This is a genomic window from Enterococcus sp. AZ119, from assembly GCF_050546175.1.
GTDB classification, from domain to species: Bacteria; Bacillota; Bacilli; order Lactobacillales; family Enterococcaceae; genus Enterococcus; species Enterococcus faecalis.
In genome coordinates, this window is record NZ_CP172951.1 from 1,045,827 (window position 1) to 1,070,542 (window position 24,716).

At 35.7% G+C, this 24,716-nt stretch carries 22 protein-coding genes, 1 tRNA gene and 1 riboswitch; of the genes, 21 read left to right on the top strand and 2 right to left on the bottom strand.

Going from position 1 to position 24,716, the window contains the following annotated elements; genetic code table 11:
- Nucleotides 1–114 precede the first annotated feature (114 nt).
- Together IGL37_RS05140 and IGL37_RS05145 are read left to right on the top strand one after the other, a co-directional pair.
- Nucleotides 115–1,290 carry an FtsW/RodA/SpoVE family cell cycle protein gene (locus IGL37_RS05140; protein ID WP_002357834.1) on the top strand — a complete coding sequence of 392 codons (1,176 nt, stop codon included), beginning with the start codon at nucleotides 115–117 and terminating at the stop codon, nucleotides 1,288–1,290.
- A complete protein-coding gene (locus IGL37_RS05145; RefSeq protein ID WP_002357833.1) occupies nucleotides 1,256–2,404 on the top strand; it encodes an FtsW/RodA/SpoVE family cell cycle protein in 1,149 nt (382 codons plus the stop codon). Before IGL37_RS05140 ends, IGL37_RS05145 begins: the two co-directional genes overlap by 35 nt.
- A gap of 61 nt (nucleotides 2,405–2,465) precedes the next feature.
- Here the strand turns inward: IGL37_RS05145 and IGL37_RS05150 are convergent, their stop codons facing one another.
- On the bottom strand, nucleotides 2,466–3,353 hold the full coding sequence (locus tag IGL37_RS05150) for a LysR family transcriptional regulator (RefSeq protein ID WP_002357832.1): 888 nt from the start codon (nucleotides 3,351–3,353) through the stop codon (nucleotides 2,466–2,468).
- 23 nt (nucleotides 3,354–3,376) lie between these two features.
- Nucleotides 3,377–4,252, bottom strand: coding sequence for a LysR family transcriptional regulator (locus IGL37_RS05155; protein WP_002382245.1), 876 nt, complete (start codon nucleotides 4,250–4,252; stop codon nucleotides 3,377–3,379).
- Between the two features lie 252 nt (nucleotides 4,253–4,504).
- Nucleotides 4,505–4,675: riboswitch (M-box (ykoK) riboswitch) on the top strand.
- Nucleotides 4,676–4,788: 113 nt separating this feature from the next.
- On the opposite strand from IGL37_RS05155, the gene mgtA reads away from it, so the two are divergent.
- From mgtA to IGL37_RS05250, 19 genes are all read left to right on the top strand, one after another.
- Nucleotides 4,789–7,449 (top strand): magnesium-translocating P-type ATPase, encoded by a 2,661-nt coding sequence (gene mgtA, locus IGL37_RS05160; RefSeq protein ID WP_002357830.1) that lies wholly within the window; start codon nucleotides 4,789–4,791, stop codon nucleotides 7,447–7,449.
- 243 nt (nucleotides 7,450–7,692) lie between these two features.
- Complete coding sequence (gene hemW, locus IGL37_RS05165) at nucleotides 7,693–8,841, top strand: radical SAM family heme chaperone HemW (RefSeq protein WP_002357829.1); 1,149 nt, start codon at nucleotides 7,693–7,695, stop codon at nucleotides 8,839–8,841.
- 225 nt (nucleotides 8,842–9,066) lie between these two features.
- Nucleotides 9,067–10,110, top strand: a complete 1,044-nt coding sequence (hrcA, locus tag IGL37_RS05170; protein WP_002357828.1) for a heat-inducible transcriptional repressor HrcA — start codon at nucleotides 9,067–9,069, stop codon at nucleotides 10,108–10,110.
- A 54-nt stretch (nucleotides 10,111–10,164) separates the two neighbouring features.
- Nucleotides 10,165–10,704, top strand: a complete 540-nt coding sequence (gene grpE / locus IGL37_RS05175) for a nucleotide exchange factor GrpE (protein ID WP_002357827.1) — start codon at nucleotides 10,165–10,167, stop codon at nucleotides 10,702–10,704.
- A 59-nt stretch (nucleotides 10,705–10,763) separates the two neighbouring features.
- On the top strand, nucleotides 10,764–12,593 hold the full coding sequence (gene dnaK, locus IGL37_RS05180; RefSeq protein WP_002357825.1) for a molecular chaperone DnaK: 1,830 nt from the start codon (nucleotides 10,764–10,766) through the stop codon (nucleotides 12,591–12,593).
- 114 nt (nucleotides 12,594–12,707) lie between these two features.
- Nucleotides 12,708–12,830, top strand: coding sequence for a hypothetical protein (locus IGL37_RS05185; RefSeq protein ID WP_002357824.1), 123 nt, complete (start codon nucleotides 12,708–12,710; stop codon nucleotides 12,828–12,830).
- A gap of 54 nt (nucleotides 12,831–12,884) precedes the next feature.
- The gene (gene dnaJ / locus IGL37_RS05190) at nucleotides 12,885–14,054 is read left to right on the top strand and encodes a molecular chaperone DnaJ (RefSeq protein ID WP_002357822.1); all 1,170 of its coding nucleotides are present in this window, start codon (nucleotides 12,885–12,887) and stop codon (nucleotides 14,052–14,054) included.
- Nucleotides 14,055–14,158: 104 nt separating this feature from the next.
- Nucleotides 14,159–15,061, top strand: a complete 903-nt coding sequence (locus IGL37_RS05195; RefSeq protein ID WP_002397226.1) for a helix-turn-helix domain-containing protein — start codon at nucleotides 14,159–14,161, stop codon at nucleotides 15,059–15,061.
- Nucleotides 15,062–15,229: 168 nt separating this feature from the next.
- Nucleotides 15,230–15,373 (top strand): hypothetical protein, encoded by a 144-nt coding sequence (locus IGL37_RS05200; protein WP_002384628.1) that lies wholly within the window; start codon nucleotides 15,230–15,232, stop codon nucleotides 15,371–15,373.
- A gap of 63 nt (nucleotides 15,374–15,436) precedes the next feature.
- Nucleotides 15,437–15,967, top strand: a complete 531-nt coding sequence (locus tag IGL37_RS05205) for a S16 family serine protease (RefSeq protein ID WP_002397227.1) — start codon at nucleotides 15,437–15,439, stop codon at nucleotides 15,965–15,967.
- Nucleotides 15,951–16,592 (top strand): hypothetical protein, encoded by a 642-nt coding sequence (locus IGL37_RS05210; protein WP_002397228.1) that lies wholly within the window; start codon nucleotides 15,951–15,953, stop codon nucleotides 16,590–16,592. Before IGL37_RS05205 ends, IGL37_RS05210 begins: the two co-directional genes overlap by 17 nt.
- Nucleotides 16,585–17,835: a radical SAM/SPASM domain-containing protein gene (locus IGL37_RS05215; protein ID WP_033918060.1), complete on the top strand. Its 1,251-nt coding sequence runs from the start codon at nucleotides 16,585–16,587 to the stop codon at nucleotides 17,833–17,835. Before IGL37_RS05210 ends, IGL37_RS05215 begins: the two co-directional genes overlap by 8 nt.
- Nucleotides 17,819–18,706, top strand: coding sequence for an ABC transporter ATP-binding protein (locus IGL37_RS05220; protein WP_010775790.1), 888 nt, complete (start codon nucleotides 17,819–17,821; stop codon nucleotides 18,704–18,706). The genes IGL37_RS05215 and IGL37_RS05220 overlap by 17 nt, the downstream gene beginning before the upstream one ends.
- Complete coding sequence (locus tag IGL37_RS05225; RefSeq protein WP_002388066.1) at nucleotides 18,678–19,433, top strand: ABC transporter permease; 756 nt, start codon at nucleotides 18,678–18,680, stop codon at nucleotides 19,431–19,433. The genes IGL37_RS05220 and IGL37_RS05225 overlap by 29 nt, the downstream gene beginning before the upstream one ends.
- 132 nt (nucleotides 19,434–19,565) lie before the next feature.
- Entirely contained in the window at nucleotides 19,566–20,300 is a 735-nt protein-coding gene (locus IGL37_RS05230) for a metallophosphoesterase family protein (RefSeq protein WP_033918061.1), read from the top strand.
- Between the two features lie 97 nt (nucleotides 20,301–20,397).
- Nucleotides 20,398–22,590, top strand: a complete 2,193-nt coding sequence (locus tag IGL37_RS05235; RefSeq protein WP_033918062.1) for a Tex family protein — start codon at nucleotides 20,398–20,400, stop codon at nucleotides 22,588–22,590.
- Between the two features lie 26 nt (nucleotides 22,591–22,616).
- On the top strand, nucleotides 22,617–23,078 hold the full coding sequence (locus tag IGL37_RS05240) for a SprT family protein (protein ID WP_002365561.1): 462 nt from the start codon (nucleotides 22,617–22,619) through the stop codon (nucleotides 23,076–23,078).
- Nucleotides 23,079–23,146: 68 nt separating this feature from the next.
- Nucleotides 23,147–23,230 (top strand) — tRNA-Leu (locus IGL37_RS05245).
- A gap of 246 nt (nucleotides 23,231–23,476) precedes the next feature.
- The gene (locus IGL37_RS05250) at nucleotides 23,477–24,694 is read left to right on the top strand and encodes a pyridoxal phosphate-dependent aminotransferase (protein WP_002357817.1); all 1,218 of its coding nucleotides are present in this window, start codon (nucleotides 23,477–23,479) and stop codon (nucleotides 24,692–24,694) included.
- Nucleotides 24,695–24,716 lie beyond the last annotated feature (22 nt).

The window sequence follows — 24,716 nt, forward strand, 5'->3', positions numbered from 1 at the left end:
TCTAGCTACTTTTTGTTATGTAAGCTTAGTAATAGTTCTATAAAAAACTCTCTATTTGTTTTCTAACTCAGACTGGTAAGATTGATTTAATTAGAAAAAGATAGAGGTGAGAGAATGAATCTACGTACTTTAGGTCTAACAAAAATTCTTTTGACCTTTATTATATTAAGTATTATTGGCGCGTTAATGATTTATAGCGCCAGTAGCTATGACTTGTTGATGCAAGGCGTGAAGCCCACTGCTGTGTTTATTAAACAAGGCATTATTATGTGTCTCAGCTGGGTGCTAATGTTCGTGATTTACAAAGTTCGACTAGAAGTGTTATTTAATAAGAAAATTGCGATTGGACTGCTTTTAGTTTCGGTACTATTACTGTTAATGGTTCGACTACCTTTTTTTGGTGTAGCAGCGAATGGCGCACAACGTTGGATTTCTCTCTTTGGAATCCAGTTTCAGCCATCAGAACTTTGTAATTTTGCGATTATTTATTACTTGAGCTGTTATTTAGGTGAAAAAGAAAATGGCTTGACAACGAAGCAGTTAAGGAAACAATGGCTGTTTGTTTTGGTCGTTGCATTTTTAGTTTTGATTCAACCCAAAGTTGGCGGGGCCATTCTTATTTTAGTTATTGGCAGTGTCTTGATTTTCTCAGCAAGTATTCATGCAAAATTTAGTGTAATTGCTGCGGGGATTGTCGTTGCTAGCGCGGCGCTTCTTTCTAAAATAATTATTTTTCTAGGCGATCACCGCTACTTACCACATTTTTTTGCGCATGTGTATGACCGCTTAGTTGTTTTGAAAAATCCGTTTTTATCCTTTCATGATCGAGGATTTCAGCCTTCAATGGCCTATTTAGCAATGTATAACGGTGGGTTTTGGGGCACTGGATTAGCCAATGGTATGGTAAAAAAAGGTGGCTTGCCAGAAGGTCAAACCGATTTTATTTTTGCGGTGATTGTGGAAGAACTTGGTTTGATTGGCGGCTTACTATTGCTATTTCTTTTGTTATTTTTAGCGGCCTCGATTTTGCGGAGTAGTTGTGTAATAAAGAATCATTGTTACGGCTTGTTTTTGTTAGGGGTCGGGACCTTGATTTTAGCTCAAACGGCGATTAACATTGGTGGCGTTTTGGGTTTGATTCCAATGACGGGAATTCCTTTACCGTTTGTTAGTTACGGTGGGACAAGTTATTTAATCTTTTCAGTGGCATTAGGAATCGTCATTAAAATTATTGCAAACGAAAGGCGGCAGTTAAATGGTCAATACAAAAAAATTCAACTTACATCTTAATTATGATTTATTATTGCCCATTTTTTTACTCACACTTTTATCTTCTGGTGTGCAATATTGGATTGCCGTTAATGAAGGAAAAGACGGAACTGTGCCAGCATTAAAACAACTTTTCTTTATTTTTGTTGGTTATGCGGGCATGTTTTTAGCTAGTCGGCTGTCACAGAAGTTTATTTGGAAAGTAGCTCCTTTTTTCTATGGGTTTTCATTAATCTTAATGAGTGCTTTGTATTTTTCCTATGACAAAGGAATGTATTTATTGACGGGCACAAAGCGCTGGTTAGATTTAGGGTTTATTAAATTTCAGCCATCAGAAATTGCGAAAATTGCGTTTATTTTAATGTTGGCAAAAATTATTGTCCAACATGAGCAACAAGACTGGTCTGATAAATGGCGTTCAGACAAGCAACTTCTAAAAAAAATCGTTGCGGTTAGTGTCCCTGTTTTTTTCTTGATGGCGGTACAAAAAGATTTTGGGACATCCCTTGTTTTCGTAACGATTATTTTATCTCTTTTAGTTATTTCAGGAATTGATCGCAAAATTTTAATCATTATTTTCAGTGCTTTAGCAACGTTAGGCGTGGTCTTGATTCTGTTAGTCTTTACAGAGTGGGGGCACAAAGTACTCTTCTTTTTACATTTTAAACAATATCAATTGGATCGAATTTTAGCATGGATTCATCCCTATGATTATGTCGATAAAATCTCCTATCAACAAGTACAAGGTTTATTGGCAATTGGTTCGGGTGGTTTATTTGGCAAGGGTGTGCATGGGATTGAAGTGTATGTTCCTGTTCGTGAGTCTGATATGGTTTTTACTTTTATCGGGGAAGCCTGGGGCTTTGTGGGCAGTGCCACTGTTGTTTTTCTCTATTTTTACTTGTTTTATCAAGTTTTAGTAGCTGGCTTGCGGAGCAATTCGCGTTTCTGTATGTACATCTGTGTCGCCCTTATTTTTTCGCTGGTCTTTCAAACGGTGGAGAATATCGGTGCGGTGATTGGACTGTTGCCGTTAAAAGGTATTCCGCTTCCGTTTTTAAGTCAAGGAGGCACTTCGTTAGTGATGGCTATCACTTCTTTAGGATTTGTCAAAGGAAGAGAAGCCGCTACCTGAAAACACAAATAAAAACCAAGACTGGAACTCGCTTGCCGACAAGCTCTAGTCTTGGTTTTTACTATTGAAATTGTTTTTGGCATTCAGCCAAAAGTTGTTGAAGTTGTCGACTCATGTAACGTTCTTTTAAATAATAAACTGCCATGTTTCGTTTAGGTAGTTCTTGGTAAGTTAGTGTATGAATCGAATTGTCTAAAAGTTGAATATTTGTGTATTCGGGGACAATAGCGAAACTATCGGAATGAGACACCAAGTGAGTAATAAGTGAAAGAGTATCCACTTGAATGACTTTCTCTGGAGAAAAATTAGAAAACGTAGTATCTAGCCAATTGGTTAATTTGTTTTGCTCGGAAAATTCGGTATTTAAACGGACGAAGGGGTACATTGTTAGTTCTTTTAAAATTTCTTCCGTCGTAGCTTTTGCCAAAGCTGGATGATCGTTTCTTAAAATGAATTGATAATTTGCTGTAAATAAATCAATTTTACCAATATGTTCAGGTAATGGTAAGTCAGCAAAGGAAATACCAAAATCTGCATCCATTGTTTCCAAGGATTGAAGAATATTTTCTGTAATAATGGTGTGGACTTGTAAGTTGGATGAACGATCCGTTAATGTTGTCATTAGTAAGTCATTCAATTTATATTCTAAATCACAGAGATAAGTGGCCACATAAATATGGTTGGAAGAATGATTAATTTCTTTTAGCTCTTCTTCAATTGAGACCAACTCATTGGTGATGCGCCAACAATATTTTTCTAAAATTAATCCAGCTGGCGTTAAGGTGGTAGTTTGGCCTTGGCGATTAAAAAGTTCAGCGCCTAACGTTGCTTCAAGAATTTTTATTTGCTTACTTAATGCAGCTTGAGAAATTGCTAAATTTTCGGCTGCTTTAGTAAATTGTTTCACTTTGCATAACTCTAAAAAATAATGTAAACGAAATAGTTCCATGGGAATTCCTCCTTTTTCTATTCCTAGAATAAATAACGTAATTGTTCAAATAAATAACGGTGTGCTTCACAATGTCCGTGATGATTATTCTGAACTAAATAGATGGCTCGTTCTGGACTATCTTCCAGAGGAATACCAACTAAGTTACGTCTGTTTAGTTCATCAGTGAGTGAATAGGGAAGGATGCTACAGGCTTTTTCTCGTTGGACCATGTCTAAGACTAAATGAAGAGAAGGAAGTTCGATGACGATTTGCCGATTTTCCCAATTGATTTTACGTTCCCAACGTTTAAACACTTTTTTTTCATATACTTGATCGGAATATGCAGCAAAAGGTAAAGAACGAATTTCGTCAATCGTCACGCTATCGGCATGGGCTAAAGGATGATTTTTATTGACACAAAGGAGATAGCTTTCTGTATAAATTAATTCTTTCTCTAATGGAATCGAGGTATCCAAAAATATCCCAATCCCAATGTCAATTAAATCTGTTTCCAAGGCTGTTTCAAGATCGTAATAATACTTAAAATCAATACTTACATACGGATAGGATTGATTAAATAACAACAAGACTTCTCCAAATGCTTTATCTATATCAATTAAGTTTGTTCCAATCCGAATGGTCGTTGTCGATCCTTGGGTCACTAATTCATTAATCTCTTCTTGCGCTTCCTTAATGAGTGCAAAAATCATTTCTGTTCGCTTGGCGACGACTTCGCCTGCTGGAGAAAGCCGACAATGTTTCTTGTCTCTTAAAATTAACGAAGCACCTAATTCACGTTCCAACTCCTTGAGCTGGGTACTTAAATAAGGTTGACTCGTATGGAGCTTTTGAGAAGCTAAAGTAAAACTCGCATACTTTGAAACTGCCATAAAATATTCTAGTTGTTGTAATTTCATTTTCCTCACCGCCGTTTCTTTAACTATACAAAAAATAGCAGAAGAAAAGCTTCTCGACAAGGCTATCTGACGGTCTTTAGATTAATTTAACCAGTTATGATTCTATGAATAAATACGAATCATACCAGAAAACCATAGTAAATAAGCGGATTATTTTTCTTTTTGTTACTGAATGGACAAAAAGTTATCTGCTAAAAACTTTTTCTATATCGTTATTTTTTCAAGGAAGAATTATACTTGCTGTTGTAATTAAATAAGATTTGTTAGGTGAGGCTCCTATACAAACATAGGCTACTGCCCAAAAATGTCGAGAGACGCCAATGGGTAGAACAGGAACTGTCGAATGAAGGCTTTTCTTAAGGTAGCTAAAAGCAATCGCTTTTTACGTTGTATAGTGCTAAAGCTCAACGATAAGAACGATTATTCTTTGACACGTTGAGTTTTCAGCGTGTCTTTTTTTGTGGAAAGGGTGAGGAAAATGGAAGATGAACCGATCGTCAATTCAAGTCAACAACAGATAAATGAGGTGAAAGAAAATGGAAAAGAAAATGCGTCACTTGGGCCATGACTATAGTTACAAAAAGTTTGCCCATTCAGAAGTAGAAAAAGTTTTACAACGTTTCGGCTCAACTTGGGATGGCATTAAACACCAAGATATTGAAGAATTACAAGAACGTTATGGCCGCAACAAAATTATGAATGAAAAAAAAGCTTCACGGCTGCGACTTTTTATAAAATCGTATATCACGCCGTTTACTTTGGTGTTACTAGCACTAGCCACGATTTCATTTTTTACAGAATATGTCTATGCTGCGCCAGAGGAAAAAGATGTTACTGGCGTGTTAATTATGTTAGCGATGGTCATCTTAAGCGGCACGATGAGTTTTGTCCAATCAGTTAAATCAAGCAATGCAGTTGAAAAATTACAAAATATGATTAAAGTTACAGCAACAGTCATTCGTGACAAGAAGCAAATGGAAATTCCTATTGAGGAAGTTGTGTGTGGCGACTTAGTCCAACTATCCGCTGGCGATATGATTCCAGCCGATTTACGTTTAATCCAATCTAAGGACTTATTTGTTTCCCAATCATCCTTGACTGGAGAGAGTTTTCCCATTGAAAAACACGCGACTCATCAAAAAGATAGTGATCAAATTGATACAGAATACGACAATCTTTTGTTTTTAGGAACAAATGTCATTAGTGGCACTGGTTTGGGCATTGTCATTAAAGTTGGTAATCAAACTTTATTCGGACGGATGGCTTCTGATAACGGAGAAGAGCAGCAGCAGACGAGTTTTGAAACAGGAATTAATAAAACAACGTGGGTGCTGATTCGCTTTATGTTGGTTATTACGCCAACTGTTTTTCTAATTAATGGGTTAACAAAAGGCGATTGGGTGGAAGCGTTAATGTTTGCGATTGCCACAGCTGTCGGCTTGACACCAGAAATGTTACCCATGATTGTAACAACCAATTTAGTCAAAGGTTCTCGAGAAATGGCTAAAGAAGGCACGATTATGAAAAATGTCAATGCCATTCAAAATTTTGGCGGGATGGATGTACTTTGTACGGATAAAACAGGTACCTTAACACAAGATAAAGTAATTTTAGAATACCACTATAATATTGGGTGCCAAGAAGATCAAAAAGTCTTGGATTTAGCATTTCTAAACAGTTATTTTCAAACAGGTTTGCGTAATTTAATGGATAACGCCGTTATTCAAGCGGCGACACAAGAAAGTGATATACAATCAGATGATTTTTATAAAGTAGATGAAATTCCTTTCGATTTCAATCGACGTCGAATGAGCGTGATTATCAAAGAGTTTAAAACGCGAGAAACACGCTTAATTACCAAAGGTGCGGTTGAAGAAATGCTCTTGGTCTGCACACAGGTACTTTTAGATGGCGAAATTGTGCCCTTAACAGAGACGCTGCGTCAAAAAATTACCAAAGACGTTGAAGCTTTAAATCGAGATGGTTTGCGCGTTCTAGCAATTGCCGATAAAAAAGTCGAAGCGGCTGAATGGGAGTATACAACTAAAGATGAATCAGAGTTGATTTTACAAGGTTATCTTGCTTTCTTAGATCCACCAAAAGAAACAGCGGCGGCAGCTATTCACGCCTTGCATCAACATAATGTAGCTGTGAAAGTATTAACGGGGGACAATCAGTATGTGACGCATTCTGTTTGTAAAGAAGTTGGTCTGGCTGGCGAAAAAATTATTACAGGAAATGAACTTCAACAATTAAACCAAGAAGAATTAAGAAAAACCGTTCAAGCGTATAATATTTTCGCCAAAATTACGCCTGACCAAAAAGTTCGTATTGTAAATGCGTTAACTGAAAATGGTCAAACTGTTGGCTTTTTAGGTGATGGAATAAATGATGCTGGAGCAATGCGTGCTGCTGATGTAGGAATCTCTGTTGATACAGCTGTCGATGTGGCGAAAGAATCGGCGGATGTAATTTTATTGAGAAAAGATTTAATGGTTTTAGAAAAAGGAATTTTATCTGGACGGCGCGTGTTTACGAACACGATGAAGTACGTCAAATTAACAGCAAGTTCTAATTTTGGCAATGTTTTTTCCGTGATCCCAGCAAGTATCTTTTTACCATTTTTACCGATTGCTCCGATTCAATCGCTATTATTAAATCTAATTTACGATACTTCGTGTATGTCAGTTCCTTGGGACAAAGTAGATGAAGAATACGTAGAAAAACCAAAAAAATGGGAACCAAAATCAATTGGTAATTTTATGCGTTGGTTTGGTCCAACGAGTTCTATTTTTGATATTGTTACCTATTTATTTATGTATTTCATTGTGTGTCCGGCTATCCTAGGTGGCTCATTCTTTGAATTAAATGGAGCAGATCAATTGCTCTTTATCGGTATTTTCCATGCAGGGTGGTTCATTGAGTCCTTATGGTCCCAAATGCTCGTCTTGCATTTCCTACGAACAGAAAAAATGCCTTTCCTTCAAAGTAGTGCTTCTGGAATTATGACGTTAGTCACTACAGCAGGGATTGTTCTCGGAACTGTTTTACCCTTTACCGCTTTCGGTGCAGAACTAGGATTTGTCGGTTTATCACCAAGCTATTTCTTGTATTTAATCCCGACAATTGTTGCTTATTTAGCACTGGTTGCGTTCATTAAAGTTTTATACGTCAAACGTTACGGTCAATTACTGTAACTGATTTGTACTATTATATATAGAAAAATTTTTTTACTTTTCTTTCAAGGTTGAGGAGGTGTCGGTTTTTATGACAGCTCCTCATTGTTGTTTTAAGTGGCTGCGCGAATTTTTTTATGGATTTATTTGTCATTTACAGTTAGTATGGCTAGTAGAGACTTTCCAAAAAGAACGAGCTTTTTGGTAATAAGGAGATAAAACGAGCTAATGACCAAAACAAACCAACTTTCAACTTCAACGCCGATGTTCGATCGGTCGGCCTATATTCATATTCCATTTTGTGAGCATATTTGTTATTATTGCGATTTTAACAAGGTCTTTTTAGAAGGACAACCAGTTGATGAATATATTCAGAGTTTATTAAAAGAAATTCAACTTACGCAAGCATTGTATCCAGAACAAGAAATGAAAACCATCTATATTGGCGGAGGCACGCCAACTTCATTATCAGCGAAACAGTTAGATGTGCTACTAAAAGGGGTTCGCGAACAGCTAACGTTTGATGACCGAAATGAATTTACGGTGGAAGCAAACCCTGGTGATTTAACCCAAGAAAAATTACAAGTCATGAAAAACTATGGCGTCAATCGTCTTTCGATGGGCGTTCAGACATTTGATGATCGTTTGCTCAAAAAAATCGGTCGCAAGCACACCGCCGCAGATGTTTATGAAACAATGAAATTTTTAGAAAAAGAAAATTTTACCAATGTCAGTATCGACTTAATCTATGCTTTACCTGGACAAACATTGGAAAGTTTTCGCGATACTTTGACAAGAGCCTTAGCATTGGACTTGCCACACTATTCGCTTTATTCATTAATTCTTGAAAATAAAACAATGTTCATGAACTGGGTTCGTCAAGGACGGTTACAGCTGCCTGAAGAAGAAATCGAAGCACAGATGTTTGACGAAACGATTGAAGCAATGGAGAAAAAAGGACGTCATCAATATGAAGTCAGTAATTTTGCTTTAACAGGAAAAGAAAGCCAGCATAATCTGGCTTATTGGAATAATGACCACTACTATGGATTTGGCGCAGGTGCCAGCGGCTATCTTGGGCAAACTCGTTACAAAAATCACGGTCCAATCCAACATTATTTGAAACCCTTGCGAGAAAATCAATTGCCTATTGTGGAGACTGAAGAATTAACTCGTCTAAATCAAATAGAAGAAGAGCTATTTTTAGGCTTACGTAAAAAAGTAGGCATTTCTAAACAAAAATTCCAACAAAAATTTCATGAACCAATTGAAGCAATTTATGGAGAGGTCATTCAACGCTTAATCAAAGAAGAATTATTAATTGAAGAAGCAGATATCTTACGTTTAACGAAAAAAGGACTATTTGTGGGGAATAATGTTTTTGAAGCATTTTTGTTAAGTGAAAAAGAGTAAAAAAATAAAAAAATCATCGAAGTGTGACAAAGCATTTCGATGATTTTTTTATTACAAAAGTTGGTATTGATGGTTTTTGAAGGTGGTTTGCAGCGATTAGCACTCTTGCGTGAAGAGTGCTAAAAAGTTGCGTATTTCCCTTGACAAAAAGGTAAGGACTTGTTATATTAGTATATGTAGTTAGCACTTAGATGTTAAGAGTGCTAATGAAGGGTGGTAATAACGATGATTACAGAAAGACAACAAAATATCTTGAGACTTATCATCCAAAATTACACGAACACGGGCTTACCTGTCGGTTCTAAGAAATTGATGGAGGATGGCATTGCCTCTAGTTCTGCCACAATTCGTAATGATATGAAAGCATTAGAGGAATACGGCTTATTAGCTAAGACCCATTCTTCTTCAGGGCGAATCCCCTCAATGGCTGGTTATCGTTACTACGTGGATCATCTTTTACAACCAACACAAGTAGAAGAGAACGAACTTAGAAGAATCCGTCAATCTTTTGGAAAAGAATTTCATGAGATTAATGATATTATTCGACAATCAGCTGAAATTCTATCAGAATTGACAAGTTATACTGCTTTTTCATTAGGACCTGAAGTGAAAGAACGGAAATTAACCGGCTTTCGAATGGTTCCTTTGAATGATCGGCAAGTCCTTGCTATTATAGTGACAGATAAAGGCAATGTTGAAAACCAAGTATTTGCCATTCCTGCTGCTGTTTCTAGCCAAGATCTTGAAAAAATGACACAAATCATCAATGATAAGTTGGTTGGACAACCTTTGTTGACCGTTTATCATCGTTTACGGACGGAGATTCCGATGATTTTACATCGCTATTTCCAAACGCCAGAAGGAATGATGAACTTATTCGATGAGATGTTAGGACATGCCTTTGAAGAAAAAGTCTTTGTCGGTGGTCGCATGAATTTGTTAGATTTTGGCATCAAACAAGATATTGAACAATTGAAATCTGTCTATTCCTTTATGCAAAATTCTGATGAGCTGACGCATTTATTAAATGGTTCTGCAACAACAGAAAATCCAATTGTTTTTCGTATCGGCTCAGAAATTGGCAACAATCTCTTAGAAGATATGAGCATGATCACTGCTACGTATGAAGTATCAGGACATGGCAAAGGAACAATTGCCCTGCTAGGACCAACCAGTATGCCGTATTCAAAAATATTCGGTTTGGTAGACACGTTTCGACATGAGCTAGCTTCACAACTAGGTGACTATTACCGTTTTTTAGGTAATTAAGCAAACCTTGTTAGGATAAGAAGTAGATGCATAAAGAGAAAGGAAGTTGCTGAAGTGAGTAAAAAAGAAGAGAAGCAAGAAGAATTACAAGAAGAAATGGAAGCTGTTGATGCTGCTGGCGTTTCTGAAGTAGAAGTTGAAGCAACAGAGATTGAAAATCTTAAAGCAGAGCTTTCCGAAATGGAAGACAAGTTCTTGCGGGCAAGAGCCGAAATTGCTAATATGAGCAATCGAAATAAAAACGAACGAGAATTATTAGTTCGTTACCGCTCACAAGATTTAGGTAAAAAGATTTTACCATCCATTGATAATTTAGAACGAGCAATGGCCATTGAAGTATCAGATGAACAAGGCGAAAGCTTGAAAAAAGGTATTTCGATGGTGCTAGAAAGTATTACTGTGGCTTTAAAAGAAGAAGGAATAGAAGAAATCCCAGCAATGGGTGAAACCTTTGATCCAAATTTACATCAAGCCGTTCAAACAGTCCCTGCTTCTGAAGAAACCCCAGCAGATACCATTGTTGAAGTTCTACAAAAAGGGTACAAATTACAAGATCGTGTGTTACGACCATCAATGGTCATTGTTGCACAATAACAAACGTTAATTAAAAATATATTATTATAGAAAACTAATACAGATTGGAGATATTCACTATGAGTAAAATTATTGGTATTGACTTAGGAACAACAAACTCAGCTGTCGCAGTGCTAGAAGGCGGCGAAGCGAAAATTATTGCAAACCCAGAAGGTAACCGCACAACTCCTTCGGTCGTTTCATTCAAAAACGGTGAAATTCAAGTGGGCGAAGTAGCAAAACGTCAAGCTGTTACAAATCCTAACACGATTTCATCTATTAAACGTCACATGGGTGAAGCTGGCTACAAAGTTGATGTTGAAGGAAAATCATATACACCACAAGAAGTTTCTGCAATGATCTTACAATATTTAAAAGGTTTTGCTGAAGACTATTTAGGTGAAAAAGTTGAAAAAGCAGTTATTACAGTTCCTGCATATTTCAACGATGCGCAACGTCAAGCAACAAAAGATGCTGGTAAAATTGCTGGTTTAGAAGTAGAACGGATCGTTAACGAACCAACAGCAGCAGCTTTAGCTTATGGCTTAGATAAAACAGACAAAGATGAAAAAATTCTTGTCTTTGACCTTGGTGGTGGTACATTCGACGTGTCAATCCTTGAATTAGGCGATGGCGTTTTCGATGTATTATCAACAGCCGGTGATAACAACCTAGGTGGGGATGACTTTGATAATAAAATCATTGACTACATGGTTGCAGAATTTAAAAAAGAAAATGGCATTGACTTAGCTAACGATAAAATGGCATTACAACGTTTGAAAGATGCTGCTGAAAAAGCGAAAAAAGACTTATCAGGTGTAACAAGCACACAAATCAGCTTGCCATTTATTACTGCTGGCGAAGCAGGACCATTGCACTTAGAAATGAACTTAACTCGTGCAAAATTTGATGAATTAACAAGTGATTTAGTTGAACGTACAAAAGTACCAGTACGTCAAGCCTTGAAAGATGCTGGATTAAATCCTTCTGAAATCGACGAAGTTATCCTAGTTGGTGGTTCAACACGTATTCCAGCTGTAGTTGAAGCTGTTCGCAAAGAAACAAACAAAGAACCAAACAAATCAGTTAACCCTGACGAAGTAGTAGCAATGGGTGCTGCAATCCAAGGTGGCGTAATCACTGGTGATGTTAAAGACGTTGTCTTATTAGACGTAACACCGTTGTCATTAGGGATTGAAACAATGGGTGGCGTATTTACAAAATTAATTGATCGTAACACTACGATTCCAACAAGTAAATCACAAGTATTCTCAACTGCTGCTGACAATCAACCAGCTGTTGATATTCACGTTTTACAAGGTGAACGTCCAATGGCCGCTGATAATAAAACATTAGGTCGTTTCCAATTAACAGATATTCCTGCGGCTCCTCGTGGTGTGCCACAAATTGAAGTAAGCTTTGACATTGATAAAAACGGGATTGTAAATGTTCGTGCGAAAGACTTAGGCACTCAAAAAGAACAAACAATCACGATTAAATCTTCTTCAGGTTTATCTGATGATGAAATCGAACGTATGGTGAAAGATGCTGAAGCAAACGCTGAAGCAGATAAACAACGTAAAGAAGAAGTTGACTTACGTAACGATGCAGATGCTTTATTATTCACTGTTGATAAAACATTGAAAGAATTAGAAGGCAAAGTAGATGCTGAAGAAGTGAAAAAAGCAGAAGATGCGCGTGATGAATTAAAAGCAGCCATCGAAGCAAACGATATCGAACAAATGAAAGCAAAACGTGATTCATTAAATGAAATCGTCCAAAACTTAACAGTAAAACTTTACGAACAAGCTGCGCAACAACAAGCACAAGAAAATCCTGAAGCTGCTCAAGGTGGCGCTGATGATGTTGTTGATGCTGATTTTGAAGAAGTAAATGGTGATGACAAATAATCAATAACAATTGATTTTAGGGACTGGATCATTAGTACAATGACTAATGTCCCAGTCCCTTGTCTTTTGTGAGAAAATCAACCACAATCAAGTTAGCAAGAAACTATTTAGGTTTTGAAAGAACTGTGGTATGATTACAACGATGTTAAACAAGCTGAAAATACCTATTCACAGCTAGTAACACTGATTCAAGGTGTGACAGATAATCCAACCAGAGAGACCGAAAGCAATCGATGAATTTGGCTGGTTCTAAACACATTGTAAAGTTTGAAGAAAGTTGGAGGGAAGTCAATGGCGACGAAACGAGATTATTATGAAGTGCTAGGATTAGCAAAAGGTGCTTCAGATGATGAAATTAAAAAAGCATACCGCAAACTTTCCAAAAAGTACCATCCAGATATTAACAAAGAAGCCGATGCGGAAGAAAAATTTAAAGAAGTTTCTGAAGCGTATGAAGTATTAAGTGATCCACAGAAAAAAGCGGCCTATGACCAATATGGCCATGCAGGAACTGATCCTAATTACGGTGGCGGCGCTGGTGGCTTTGGCGGTTTCGGTGGCGGCGGATTTAGCAGTAGTGGTTTTGGTGGATTCGAAGATATTTTCGATTCATTCTTTGGCGGCGGCGGTGGCCGTTCTGTTGATCCAAATGCACCAAGACAAGGCGCCGATTTACAATATACAATTCAATTGAAATTTGAAGAAGCTATTTTCGGTGTCGAAAAAGAGATTAAGTACAATCGAGAAGATACTTGTGCAACCTGTGGCGGTAATGGCGCCAAACCAGGCACACACCCAGAAACTTGTCATAAATGTCATGGCTCTGGAACAATCAATGTTGAACGTCAAACGCCATTAGGTCGTATGATGAGTCGTCAAACTTGTGATGTGTGTCATGGCACAGGGAAAGAAATTAAAGAACCATGTCCAACTTGTCATGGCACAGGTCATGAGAAAAAAGCACATACTGTCAAAGTAAATGTGCCTGCTGGAGTAGAAGACGGCCAACAAATGCGCTTAGCTAACCAAGGAGAAGCGGGTACCAATGGTGGACCATATGGTGATTTATATGTAGTCTTTCGTGTTGAAGATAGTGATATTTTCGATCGAGATGGCGCAGAAATCTACTACGATTTACCAGTAAGTTTTGTCCAAGCGGCTCTAGGGGACGAAGTAACTGTACCAACTGTTCATGGTGACGTGAAATTAAAAATTCCGGCTGGAACACAAACTGGCACAAACTTCCGCTTAAGAGGCAAAGGTGCGCCACGTTTACGTGGTGGGGGCAATGGTGATCAACACGTGAAAGTGAAATTAATAACACCAAAAAATCTTAATGAAGAACAAAAGGATGCCCTACGAGCTTTTGCAAAAGCTGGCGGACAAAATGTAACTGAACAACAAGAAGAAGGCTTCTTTGATAAAATGAAAGATGCGTTTGGCGGTAAGAAGAAAAAATAAAAGAGACAACCCAGCAAGTCATGAATATTTCGTGGCTTGCTGGGTTTATTTTTCCTTTACATTTGAATAAAGTTATATTACGATGAGAAAAAAGGGTGAATATTATGGTACTAGATATTGGTAAAAATATCCAGATGTTGAGGTGTAAAAAAGGATTATCTAGAGAATCCCTCTGTGAAGATGAAAGTAAACTTTCTGTCAGGCAATTAACTAGAATAGAAAATGAAAACGCAAACACTACGATTAGTGTACTAAACTTTATAGCGAAGCAATTAAATGTGGCTGTAGTAAATTTGATTGAACAAAAAAGTGAACTGCCTAGAGACTATTTAAAATTAAAACATAAAGTTTTTAAAACGTACCCTGTGGTAGGTAGCTTGGAAAGATTAGAATATAAAGAAGGGATTTTAGAGTTAATATATGAAAAGTATTTTTTTGATCTTCCGCTAGAAGAACAACTAACTATTGAATTAGAAAGTTCAATAATAAGTACTGTAGTAACTAAAAATGTAGACTACATGGAAAATCTTTTGAAAAATAATTTTAAAAGATTAATAGAACCTGAAGTTTATGGTATTAACGAATTATTACTTTCAAAGATATATTTTGAGATGCTCCATAGTTACGGATGGAATGAAGGTGAATTTAGTAAAATATTAAAAAAATTAATCTGTAGTATCAATTACTTGTATGATTTAGAGCTTGTTATTTTGGATGGAGTTTTCACTTCCGTTGCTAGTATTTGTTTTAGAAAAAAAAGATATGAGGATTTATACAATATAATTAAATTTTCTAAGCAAATAAGAAAGCAGGCTCACTGGTTAAATAACTGGGCAATATGGGAAATGTTAGAAGGAAAATATGAAGTAGTTGTTAACAAAAATTTGGGCAAAGCTGATAATAAATACTTGACTGCAATAAATATAGCTGAGTTATTAAGTGATTACCTATTAAAAGAAAAAATATTAGATGAATGGGAGAAAGACAAAAAAATAATTATGCCTTAAATTGTGTTTATAGTCAAGGACAAAAAAGTCATTTTTAATTAAATCATTCTTGTGTATTATGTTACAAAGAAAGGGGATTTATTATGGGAAATGAATGGTGGATTGTTTATACATTGAATAATTAGGTATTTAACCTAATTAAAATATATTTTTTAGGAGGATTGGGTAATGAAAAAAATGTCAGAAATTTCGATGGTAGAAAAGAAAGTGATGGAAAATACAAAAAGTAAAGTCAAGAAAGAGGTAAGTAATCTTTCGAAAGTATATTCTTGCTGCGCAAAAACTCAACGTCAAGTAAATATACACATTTAATCAAAAAACTCACTATAAAATCTTTATTTTATAGTGAGTTTTTTTTAAAAGGAGGAATTAAAAATGTTTTATGTTCCTGCAATTTCTGAAGATGGATTTGTAGAATATTTTGAAATTCAGATTGCCCAGTCAGATACTACTGTAATTACAGGGTTAGTAGGTTCGCAAATAAAAGATTCAGTATTTATAGCGAAAACATTGCTTAAAAATAATAAACAGAAGTTTGGTTTAAATGAAATAAAAGACTTTCATATCCATTTTACTAATAATGATATATTTAAAGATGGACCTTCGGCGTCTCTTGGGATTTTTATGGCAATATTATATTATCAGAAGTATCACACCAAAATGAAGCTAATAAATAGCAATTTTACATTCTTAGTAACTGGAGATGTTGATTTGAGGGGAAATGTCAAAGAAATTGGTGGTTTGGAGGAGAAAAGAAAAATTTTTAGAAAAGAAAATTTTTCTTTATTTGTTATACCTAAAGAAGGTAATGAAGTGTTACGTTATAGCGATGAATTAAGTTGTGATAATATTTATGACACTTTGTCTATAATAGAAATGAGGGCTTCTCATGTTGAAAAAATCTAATTATATATTTGTAGAAAGAGGAAAAGAAGCTGTAAGAATAATAAATTATTTTTCTCTCACTGTTTTTGAAGTTCCTTATCAACTATGGAATAGAATTGATGATTGGGTAAAATATGATTTGGAATTAGTGGAGAAGCTAGTTGCAAATGGTATATTAGTTCAAAAAAAATATAAAGAAAAAAATTATTTGGAGTACATATACAATTCTCGCTTTTTTGAAAATAATTATTTCATAAAAATTGAAAATATCAATGATTTGAAAGAATTGAATAAAATTTGTAAAACATATAATTTATATAAAAATATATGCATAGAAATGACTTTTGAAACTGATGGATATCATTTTGAAAACTTTAATCTATTTATCAGAAATAGTTCTACATTAAAACTGAAAAACAATAAAAATTTTTTTGTAAAAAAATATAATGACTGCAAGCAAATATATGATTACCCTGAGGAATTACTTTTTTTATTTGGTATGTTTCCTTCATTGCAAGTAACGTTTGGCTTTTTCAAAACTATGCTTAGCAATAAAGATATTTGTCAAGAATTTAATGAAAGTAAAATATCAATATACAATAATATAAGGGATGAATATAAAGCTGTGTTGGAGAGGGATGAATAAATTGGAAAGACTTAGTAAGTATGTTGTAAAAACTAGGATAAATAAAAGTCAGACTGCGCTTTACAATATGTTAACAAAACAACATATGCTCATTGATAACGAAAATAGAGACTCCATGTATCCAGAATTAGAACATCAGTTTTATATGAATAAAACATGTAAATCTGACAAAGAAGAACTGTTGAATCCTGTAAGGAATTCATATTTATTTTCAGACAAAGTTGCACGATATGTCGTGCATTTAAATTATGATTGTAATTTAAAGTGTAGTTATTGTTATCAGAATGTTATTCCAGAGAAAGAAGTAATGACAGAAGTTACAGTTAACGAGGTTGTTAATTTTATAAATGTTTCTGTAAACGACATCCAACCAGAACAAGTGGATATTTGTTTTATCGGAGGAGAACCCATGCTTCATTCAAAATCAATTGAAAATATTATGAAAACTTTGAGTGTACCTAGGGAGCGAACTCATTTCAATATGGTTACTAACGGTACTATAATGGGGAGAAAATACCAAAGATTGTACGATTTAGGTCTGAAAGAGCTTATGATTACATTAGATGGTCCGAAGTTAATACATGATAATTTTCGTGTTTCGAAACACAGAAGTGGTAGCTTTGATAAAATTTTGGAGAACATAGCATTATTAAATGAAAAATATCCAGATATTAACATTCAAATTAATTGTAATCTAAATGCTGAAAATGTAGATTCTATTCCTGAATTAATTCAACAATTAAAAGTACAAAATATTACCTATCCACTTATATTTAGTGATGTCATAGATACTAAAGATGAACAGTATGAATATACTTTAAAAGAAGATACTCATTGGTACGAAGTACACAAAATGGCACTGGAAGAGGGATATACATACGAACCATTTTATAGAGATATATTTTTAGGATGTAGCATGTTTCAAAAAAATAATTTTATTATTGGAGCAAATGGTTATCTTTATTCATGTATAGAAGCAGTAGGTTTAAAACAATTTCAACAAGTACATGTAAGAGAATATGGTGAATTCATGTTTGATTTTATCCGTTCGCAAGAGATTAATAAAAATGAATCTTTAGAGGACTGTATAGAATGTAAGTTTTTACCTGTTTGTGATGGGGGTTGCTATTATAAGAGATTCAGTAAAACGTTTAAATGCCCCAAAAATTCATTTGAGAGTAATTCTATTCCTCTAGTGCATGAATTTTCAGAAAGGATGTATCTTAATGGAAGAAGTGATTAAATGTCAGAACCTCACTAAAAAATTTGGACAAGAACTCATTTTTGAAGATTTATCTTTTGCAATTAATAAAGGAGAAATTTTTGTGATTCTTGGTAAGAATGGCGCAGGTAAATCAACCTTGATTAAAATTCTGTTGGGAATGATCTATGCGACCAAGGGAGAAGTAAAATATGCTGGAATTAAAAAAAATAATTCTGCTCAGCTATATAGCAAAATGGGAGCAGTTTTGGAATCAGTAGACAATATCTACCCTTTTTTATCCGGGATAGAAAATATTCGTTATTTTCTAAGTTTATCTGGAAAATCATACAAGAAGGAAAAACAAAAAGTTCATCAATGGGTCCAACGCTTTCAGTTGCAACAAGCTATTCACAAACCGGCAGGAGCTTATTCACGAGGTATGCAACAAAAATTAGCCATTATTTGTGCGTTAGTTAAAGAAACAGATATTTTATTTTTAGATGAACCAACCTTAGGTTTAGATTTTCAGTCAAATAAAGAAATTATGGCAATTATTGAAGAATTAGCGCACCAAGAGCAAAAAACAATTGTCTTAACCTCCCATCAAGCGGATGTTTTAGAAACCTTGTCAGATCGAGTCTTGTTGTTAAATAACGGTAAGCAATTATATTATGGTAGCTATTCGACCTTTATAAAACAATTTGAATCTGATATGTATGAAATAGTTTTTAATTTTTTAGGAGAACCCTCAAAAGAAATAATTCTTGAAGGAGAGGAAACAGCACAGCTAGAACTACAAAATTTAATCAAACAAGGGTACCAAATTAATAGATTTGAAAAACGTAAGAAAAACATTGAAGAAATTTTAAGGGAGGTTTATCATGAAAATTCTACAAGCATTCGTTGGTGAACTTCGTAAATATTTATTTGAAATTAAAATGTATTACCCTGACCAAATTGTGAGTACAGTGATTACGATTTTTATTTTTATTGGTATGGGATTAATGAGCGGAAACACGTCGGAAAGCTCTTTTTATATTGGATTTGTCTATTGGTTTTTATTAAGTAGTTTAATTGGCGAAGCCTCAGTTTCAACTTCTAGTGAAAAACAAATGGGTGTTTTGGAACAATTAATGATTCAACCAATCGGTTTGAAAAAACTAATTTTAATTCGTTCGAGTATTTGGGGTGTCGTTAATTTAGTGAAAGTTCTTGTAGCACTTATTATTTTAAAAGTGATTTTAAATTTAACTTTAGGCTTCCATATGCTCTTGGTTCCTATTTTTTTTATTGCAAGTCTCGGAATTCTTGGGTTTACGATGCTTTTGTGTGGCCTAACGTTAAAGTTTACTAAAACAGCTTCTTTTGAGTCGATTATTTCATATGGAATAATGATTTTATCAGGTGCGATTTTTCCTCTGGGATTATTACCTAATTGGCTTCAAAAAATAGGTCAATTACTACCTATTACTAAAGGAATCAAAATTAGTCAAACCTTGATTCAAGGTGAAGCAATTTCTAGTGGAGAATATCTATTATTTATTATTATTTCTGTTAGTTATCTGACTTTAGGAATTTTAGCGTTTGATAGTATTTATGACAAGAGTAAATCTGCAGGTGTAGATCGTAGATATTAACAGAATAAGCTGACTCTCTTAAAAGTTTATTGAAAAGTAAACTTTTAAGAGCTTTTTTATTTCCAAACATTTTACGAGAATATTTTAAAATTTAGCGTATACTTAATATAAGCAAGTTAGGAGGGCTTATTTATGAAACCATATGTTTATGTAATCAGTGATATTCATGGACAAGCAGATTTGTTTGATGCCTTACTCACAGACTATGACCCAGTCGAGCATCAGCTAGTTTTAATTGGTGATTTAAACGACCGTGGTCCGCATTCTAAAGCCTGTTTTCTCAAAGGAAAAGAACTTGTCGAGCAACACGACGCTGTTTATTTGCGAGGCAATCATGAAGAATATTTTTTGCAGTTTCTTCAAAATCCAGAGGACTGGTTTGCAGGATATGTTCGCAATGGTGGCAAGGAAACAATTGAAAGTCTCTTGCATCCAGGAGCTACTGCAGAATACTCACCAACAGAAATGGCCTTAATGATCCGTAGTCGCTATCCAGAGTTAGTTGATTTTTTAACAAAACGACCGCTTTATTTTGAATGGGAGCATTACTTATTTGTGCATGCTGGGGTTGATTTAACGATGGAAGATTGGCGGCAAACAGCACCTAAGGATTTTTTGTGGATTCGCGAACCCTTTCATCAAGGGAAAAATAATACAGGCAAGACCATTGTTTTTGGTCATACCATTACTCCGATGTTACATGGTGATATGCAGACCACGGACCTTTGGCAAAGTGATGGAAAAATTGGGATAGATGGTGGTGCTATTTTTGGCGGCTCTGTACATGGTGTGATTTTTAATGAAAAAGGCATTGTCCAAGATATCGAATATCAAAAACGCACCCCTGCGTGGCAACCAGAATTTTGATTCCTTAATCGTATGAATCAGTTACCTCACTTCTATATTTAGAAGCAAAAATATGCTAAAATAGATAAGTATGCATAAGAAAAGAGGTATCTAGTTAATGGCAGAAGCTTATAACGAAGAAGTAGTAGCGCTACTTCAAAAAGAATTGACAACGTATCGTTCAAAACAAATAACAACGGTTTTAACTTTATTAAATGAAGGAAATACAGTTCCTTTTATTGCCCGTTACCGGAAAGAAATGACTGGAAGTTTAGATGAAGTCCAAATCCGTGAAATAGAAGAACGTTATCATTATTTACAAAACTTGAAAAAGCGGAAAGAAGAAGTTCTCCGTTTAATTGAAGAGCAAGGAAAACTAACAAAAGAACTCAAAACAGATATTCAAAAAGCAGTAAAAATGCAACAAGTGGAAGATTTATATCGACCATATAAACAAAAACGTCGGACTAAAGCGACTATCGCGAAAGAAAAAGGGTTGGAACCATTAGCAGATTGGTTGCTCTCTTTACCTGAAAACGCGGATATCTTAGCTAAAGCGGCTACTTTTATTAATGAAGAAAAAGAAGTTGCAACCGCCGAGATAGCCTTGCAAGGTGCTCATGAAATTTTAGCAGAACGCATTAGCGATGAACCAAAATACCGAACATGGTTACGTGATTATATGGTTAAACATGCGCAATACGTTAGCGTAGTTAAGGACGAAGAAAAAGACGAAAAGCAGACCTATGAAATGTATTACGATTTTGCAGAACCAGTTAGCAAAATGGTGCCGCACCGTGTCTTAGCAACGAATCGTGGTGAAAAAGAAGACATTTTAAAGGTTTCCCTTGTCGCTGATGAAACAAAAATTAATGATTATTTCCAACGTCAACTAATCGGCAAACAAGCAACAAGTTTTGCTGCTCCATACATTGAGGCTGCTTATTTAGATAGCTATAAACGATTTATTGGACCAGCGATTGAACGGGAGATCCGCAATGAATTAACAGAAAAAGCTGATGAACAAGCGATTGCAATTTTCGGTGAAAATTTACGTAATTTATTATTACAGTCACCACTTAAAGGAAAAGTTGTTCTAGGATTTGACCCGGCTTATCGGACAGGTTGTAAATTAGCAGTTGTCGATGAAACGGGTAAAGTTTTAGCAATTCAAGTGATTTATCCACATAAACCAGCGACTGCTGCGAAACGTGAAGCCGCTGGTCCAGCCTTTAAAAAGATCATTGAAGACTGTCAAGTGGACATGGTAGCTATTGGAAACGGAACGGCAAGTCGTGAATCTGAATTGTTTGTGGCAGAGCAATTAAAAGCGGTGAAACGGGACGTCTTTTACGTGATTGTTAATGAAGCAGGGGCTTCCGTTTACTCTGCGAGTGAAGTGGCTCGTAAAGAGTTTCCTGATTTACAAGTCGAAGAACGAAGTGCGGTCAGCATTGCACGTCGTTTGCAAGATCCGTTGGCAGAATTAGTAAAAATTGATCCCAAAGCAGTCGGGGTCGGTCAATATCAGCATGACGTATCGCAAAAACGTCTTGCCGAGCAATTGGATTTTGTTGTAGAAACTGCGGTAAACCAAGTTGGTGTTGATGTGAATACAGCGAGTGCTCAACTTTTACAACATATTTCTGGCTTAAATAAAACAACGGCGCAAAACTTAGTCACTTATCGTGATGAAAATGGTGTCTTTACAGCACGAAATCAAGTCAAAAAAGTACCTCGTTTAGGACCAAAAGCATTTGAACAAGCAATTGGCTTTTTACGAATTCCTAATGGCAAAAATGTGTTAGATAACACTGGCATTCACCCAGAAAGTTATCCAGTAGCACAAGCAATTTTAGAAAAAGCAGAGATTGCTTCTAAAGAATTAGGGACAGCAGAAGCTATCGAAAAATTGAAACAGTTACCAGTGAATCAATTAGCTACTGAGTTAGAAGTAGGTTCAGAAACACTCACAGATATTATTGCTAGTTTAATCCAACCAGGTCGTGATATGCGCGATGAGATGTCAGCGCCACTTTTACGTAAAGACGTGTTGACGATGGAAGATTTGAAACCAGGAATGGAAATGCAAGGGACTGTTCGAAACGTAATTGACTTTGGCGCGTTTGTCGATATTGGTGTGAAGCAAGATGGCTTAGTCCACATTTCTAAGTTAAGTACTAAATTTGTTAAGCACCCAACGGATGTTGTTGCGGTGGGGGATGTAGTCACAGTTTGGGTAGAAGATGTTGACTTGAAAAAGGGGCGTATTAGTTTAACCATGTTGCCTCGGGCTGATAGAAAAGAGTAACAATGAAAGAGTCTCAACCAGTCTTGATGACAGATCAAGCGCTTCAAACGCTAGTGGAAAAAATTTCAATCGTATTTTTTCAGAAACCTTTTCTGCATCAAGCTACATTTAATCGGCGGTTAAAAACTACGGGCGGTCGCTATCATTTAGCTTCGCATCACCTGGATTTTAATCCAACTGTCTTTTTAAAGTATGGACAAGAGGAACTGGAAAAAGTCATTAAGCATGAGTTATGTCACTATCATTTACATTTAGCTGGCAAAGGCTATCAGCATAAAGATAAGGACTTTAAAGAGTTATTGGCTAAGACTGGCGGTGCCCGTTACGCACCGCCTCTAGTAGAACGGAAAAAAGCAGTTTTCCATCAGTACCAATGTCAGTCTTGTGGAGAAGTCATCCTCAGAAAACGACGAATTGATACGACACGATATGTCTGCGGAAAATGTCATGGGCGTTTGTCCTGGCAAGCGAAAAAAGAACAAATCTAACGATTCTGGTCTTTGTTATCTTGACAAAGACCAGTAATTATTTTAGGATAAATAAGTGCTCTTAAAATGCAGATGTGTTGGAATTGGCAGACAAGCATGATTGAGGGTCATGTGGACAGATGTCCGTGTGGGTTCGAGTCCCATCATCTGCATCAGCTAGTATAACAAGAGGTCGGGACAGAAGTGTTTAACTCCGAGAAATAAGAAGGAGTTGCTTCTGTTCCCGCCGTTTATCAGTTTTTGAGCGTGGAGCAAAAATCCAAAGTGATTTTTGTCCCACGCTCTTGTTTATTACGGAAAAACCATCAATTTTTTATTAAATTCTGATATTTATTATTGCTTTTTCATTATAGTTGGCGTAACTTTAGAGTATAAATTTGTGAAGCGAGGGAGTCCGTGTGAGAAATTTTAAAAAATCTGATAAATTAAATAACGTAAGTTACGATGTCCGTGGTCCTGTTTTAGAAGAAGCAGAACGCATGCAAGAAGAGGGCATACGTATTTTGAAATTAAATACAGGGAATCCAGCGCCATTTGGTTTTGATGCCCCAAATGAAATTGTGCGCGACATGATTGTAAATGTTCGCGATTCAGAAGGTTATTCCGATTCAAAAGGTATTTTTTCTGCAAGAAAAGCGATTGAACAATATTGCCAATTAAAAAAATTTCCTAATGTAACGATTAATGATATTTACACTGGTAATGGCGTGAGTGAACTAATTACCATGTGTATGCAAGGCTTGTTAAATAACGGCGATGAAGTACTTGTGCCAATGCCAGACTATCCTTTATGGACTGCTTCTGTTTCTTTGGCGGGCGGTACACCCGTTCATTATATTTGTGATGAGCAAGCAGAATGGTATCCAGACATTGATGATATAAAATCAAAAATAACTTCGAATACAAAAGCAATCGTTATTATCAATCCCAATAATCCGACTGGTGCTTTATATCCGAAAGAGTTATTACTAGAAATTGTCGAAGTGGCACGTCAAAATGATTTAATTATTTACTCCGATGAAATTTATGATCGCTTGGTCATGGACGGTTTGGTTCATGTACCGATTGCTACATTAGCACCTGATTTATTTGTCGTAACATTGAATGGTTTGTCAAAATCACATCGAGTGGCAGGCTTCCGATGCGGTTGGATGGTGTTAAGTGGAGATAAATCACGAGTAAAAGGGTATATCGAAGGGCTAAATATGCTTGCTTCCATGCGGTTATGCTCGAATGTGTTGTCACAACAAATCATTCAAACCGCATTAGGCGGCTATCAAAGTGTCGATGATTTACTTTTACCAGGTGGCAGAATTTACGAACAACGAGAATTTATTTACAATGCGATAAATGATATTCCTGGTTTATCAGCCGTGAAGCCTAAAGCAGCTTTCTATATTTTCCCGAAAATTGATACGGCCAAATTTGACATTTATGATGATGAAAAATTTGTTTTAGATTTCTTACACAAACATCATATTTTATTAGTCCATGGTGGTGGGTTCAACTGGCAACAACCAGATCACTTCCGTATTGTTTATTTACCGAAGATGGAAGACTTAAAAACTACAGCAGATAAAATGCGTGAATTTTTAAGTACCTACAAACAAAAATAAAAGAACTACCAAAAAATAGCCT

Excerpts from the sequence above, each read along its gene's own strand:
- IGL37_RS05225 (WP_002388066.1), top strand. The coding sequence starts at position 18,678 with ATGAAAATTCTACAAGCATTCGTTGGTGAACTTCGTAAATATTTATTT.
- IGL37_RS05155 (WP_002382245.1), bottom strand. The coding sequence starts at position 4,252 with ATGAAATTACAACAACTAGAATATTTTATGGCAGTTTCAAAGTATGCG.
- IGL37_RS05220 (WP_010775790.1), top strand. The coding sequence starts at position 17,819 with ATGGAAGAAGTGATTAAATGTCAGAACCTCACTAAAAAATTTGGACAA.
- IGL37_RS05240 (WP_002365561.1), top strand. The coding sequence starts at position 22,617 with ATGACAGATCAAGCGCTTCAAACGCTAGTGGAAAAAATTTCAATCGTA.
- IGL37_RS05140 (WP_002357834.1), top strand. The coding sequence starts at position 115 with ATGAATCTACGTACTTTAGGTCTAACAAAAATTCTTTTGACCTTTATT.
- IGL37_RS05235 (WP_033918062.1), top strand. The coding sequence starts at position 20,398 with ATGGCAGAAGCTTATAACGAAGAAGTAGTAGCGCTACTTCAAAAAGAA.
- dnaK (WP_002357825.1), top strand. The coding sequence starts at position 10,764 with ATGAGTAAAATTATTGGTATTGACTTAGGAACAACAAACTCAGCTGTC.
- IGL37_RS05150 (WP_002357832.1), bottom strand. The coding sequence starts at position 3,353 with ATGGAACTATTTCGTTTACATTATTTTTTAGAGTTATGCAAAGTGAAA.
- IGL37_RS05205 (WP_002397227.1), top strand. The coding sequence starts at position 15,437 with ATGTTTTATGTTCCTGCAATTTCTGAAGATGGATTTGTAGAATATTTT.
- hemW (WP_002357829.1), top strand. The coding sequence starts at position 7,693 with ATGTTCGATCGGTCGGCCTATATTCATATTCCATTTTGTGAGCATATT.
- hrcA (WP_002357828.1), top strand. The coding sequence starts at position 9,067 with ATGATTACAGAAAGACAACAAAATATCTTGAGACTTATCATCCAAAAT.
- IGL37_RS05210 (WP_002397228.1), top strand. The coding sequence starts at position 15,951 with ATGTTGAAAAAATCTAATTATATATTTGTAGAAAGAGGAAAAGAAGCT.
- mgtA (WP_002357830.1), top strand. The coding sequence starts at position 4,789 with ATGGAAAAGAAAATGCGTCACTTGGGCCATGACTATAGTTACAAAAAG.
- IGL37_RS05195 (WP_002397226.1), top strand. The coding sequence starts at position 14,159 with ATGGTACTAGATATTGGTAAAAATATCCAGATGTTGAGGTGTAAAAAA.
- IGL37_RS05230 (WP_033918061.1), top strand. The coding sequence starts at position 19,566 with ATGAAACCATATGTTTATGTAATCAGTGATATTCATGGACAAGCAGAT.
- IGL37_RS05200 (WP_002384628.1), top strand. The coding sequence starts at position 15,230 with ATGAAAAAAATGTCAGAAATTTCGATGGTAGAAAAGAAAGTGATGGAA.
- IGL37_RS05145 (WP_002357833.1), top strand. The coding sequence starts at position 1,256 with ATGGTCAATACAAAAAAATTCAACTTACATCTTAATTATGATTTATTA.
- dnaJ (WP_002357822.1), top strand. The coding sequence starts at position 12,885 with ATGGCGACGAAACGAGATTATTATGAAGTGCTAGGATTAGCAAAAGGT.
- IGL37_RS05215 (WP_033918060.1), top strand. The coding sequence starts at position 16,585 with ATGAATAAATTGGAAAGACTTAGTAAGTATGTTGTAAAAACTAGGATA.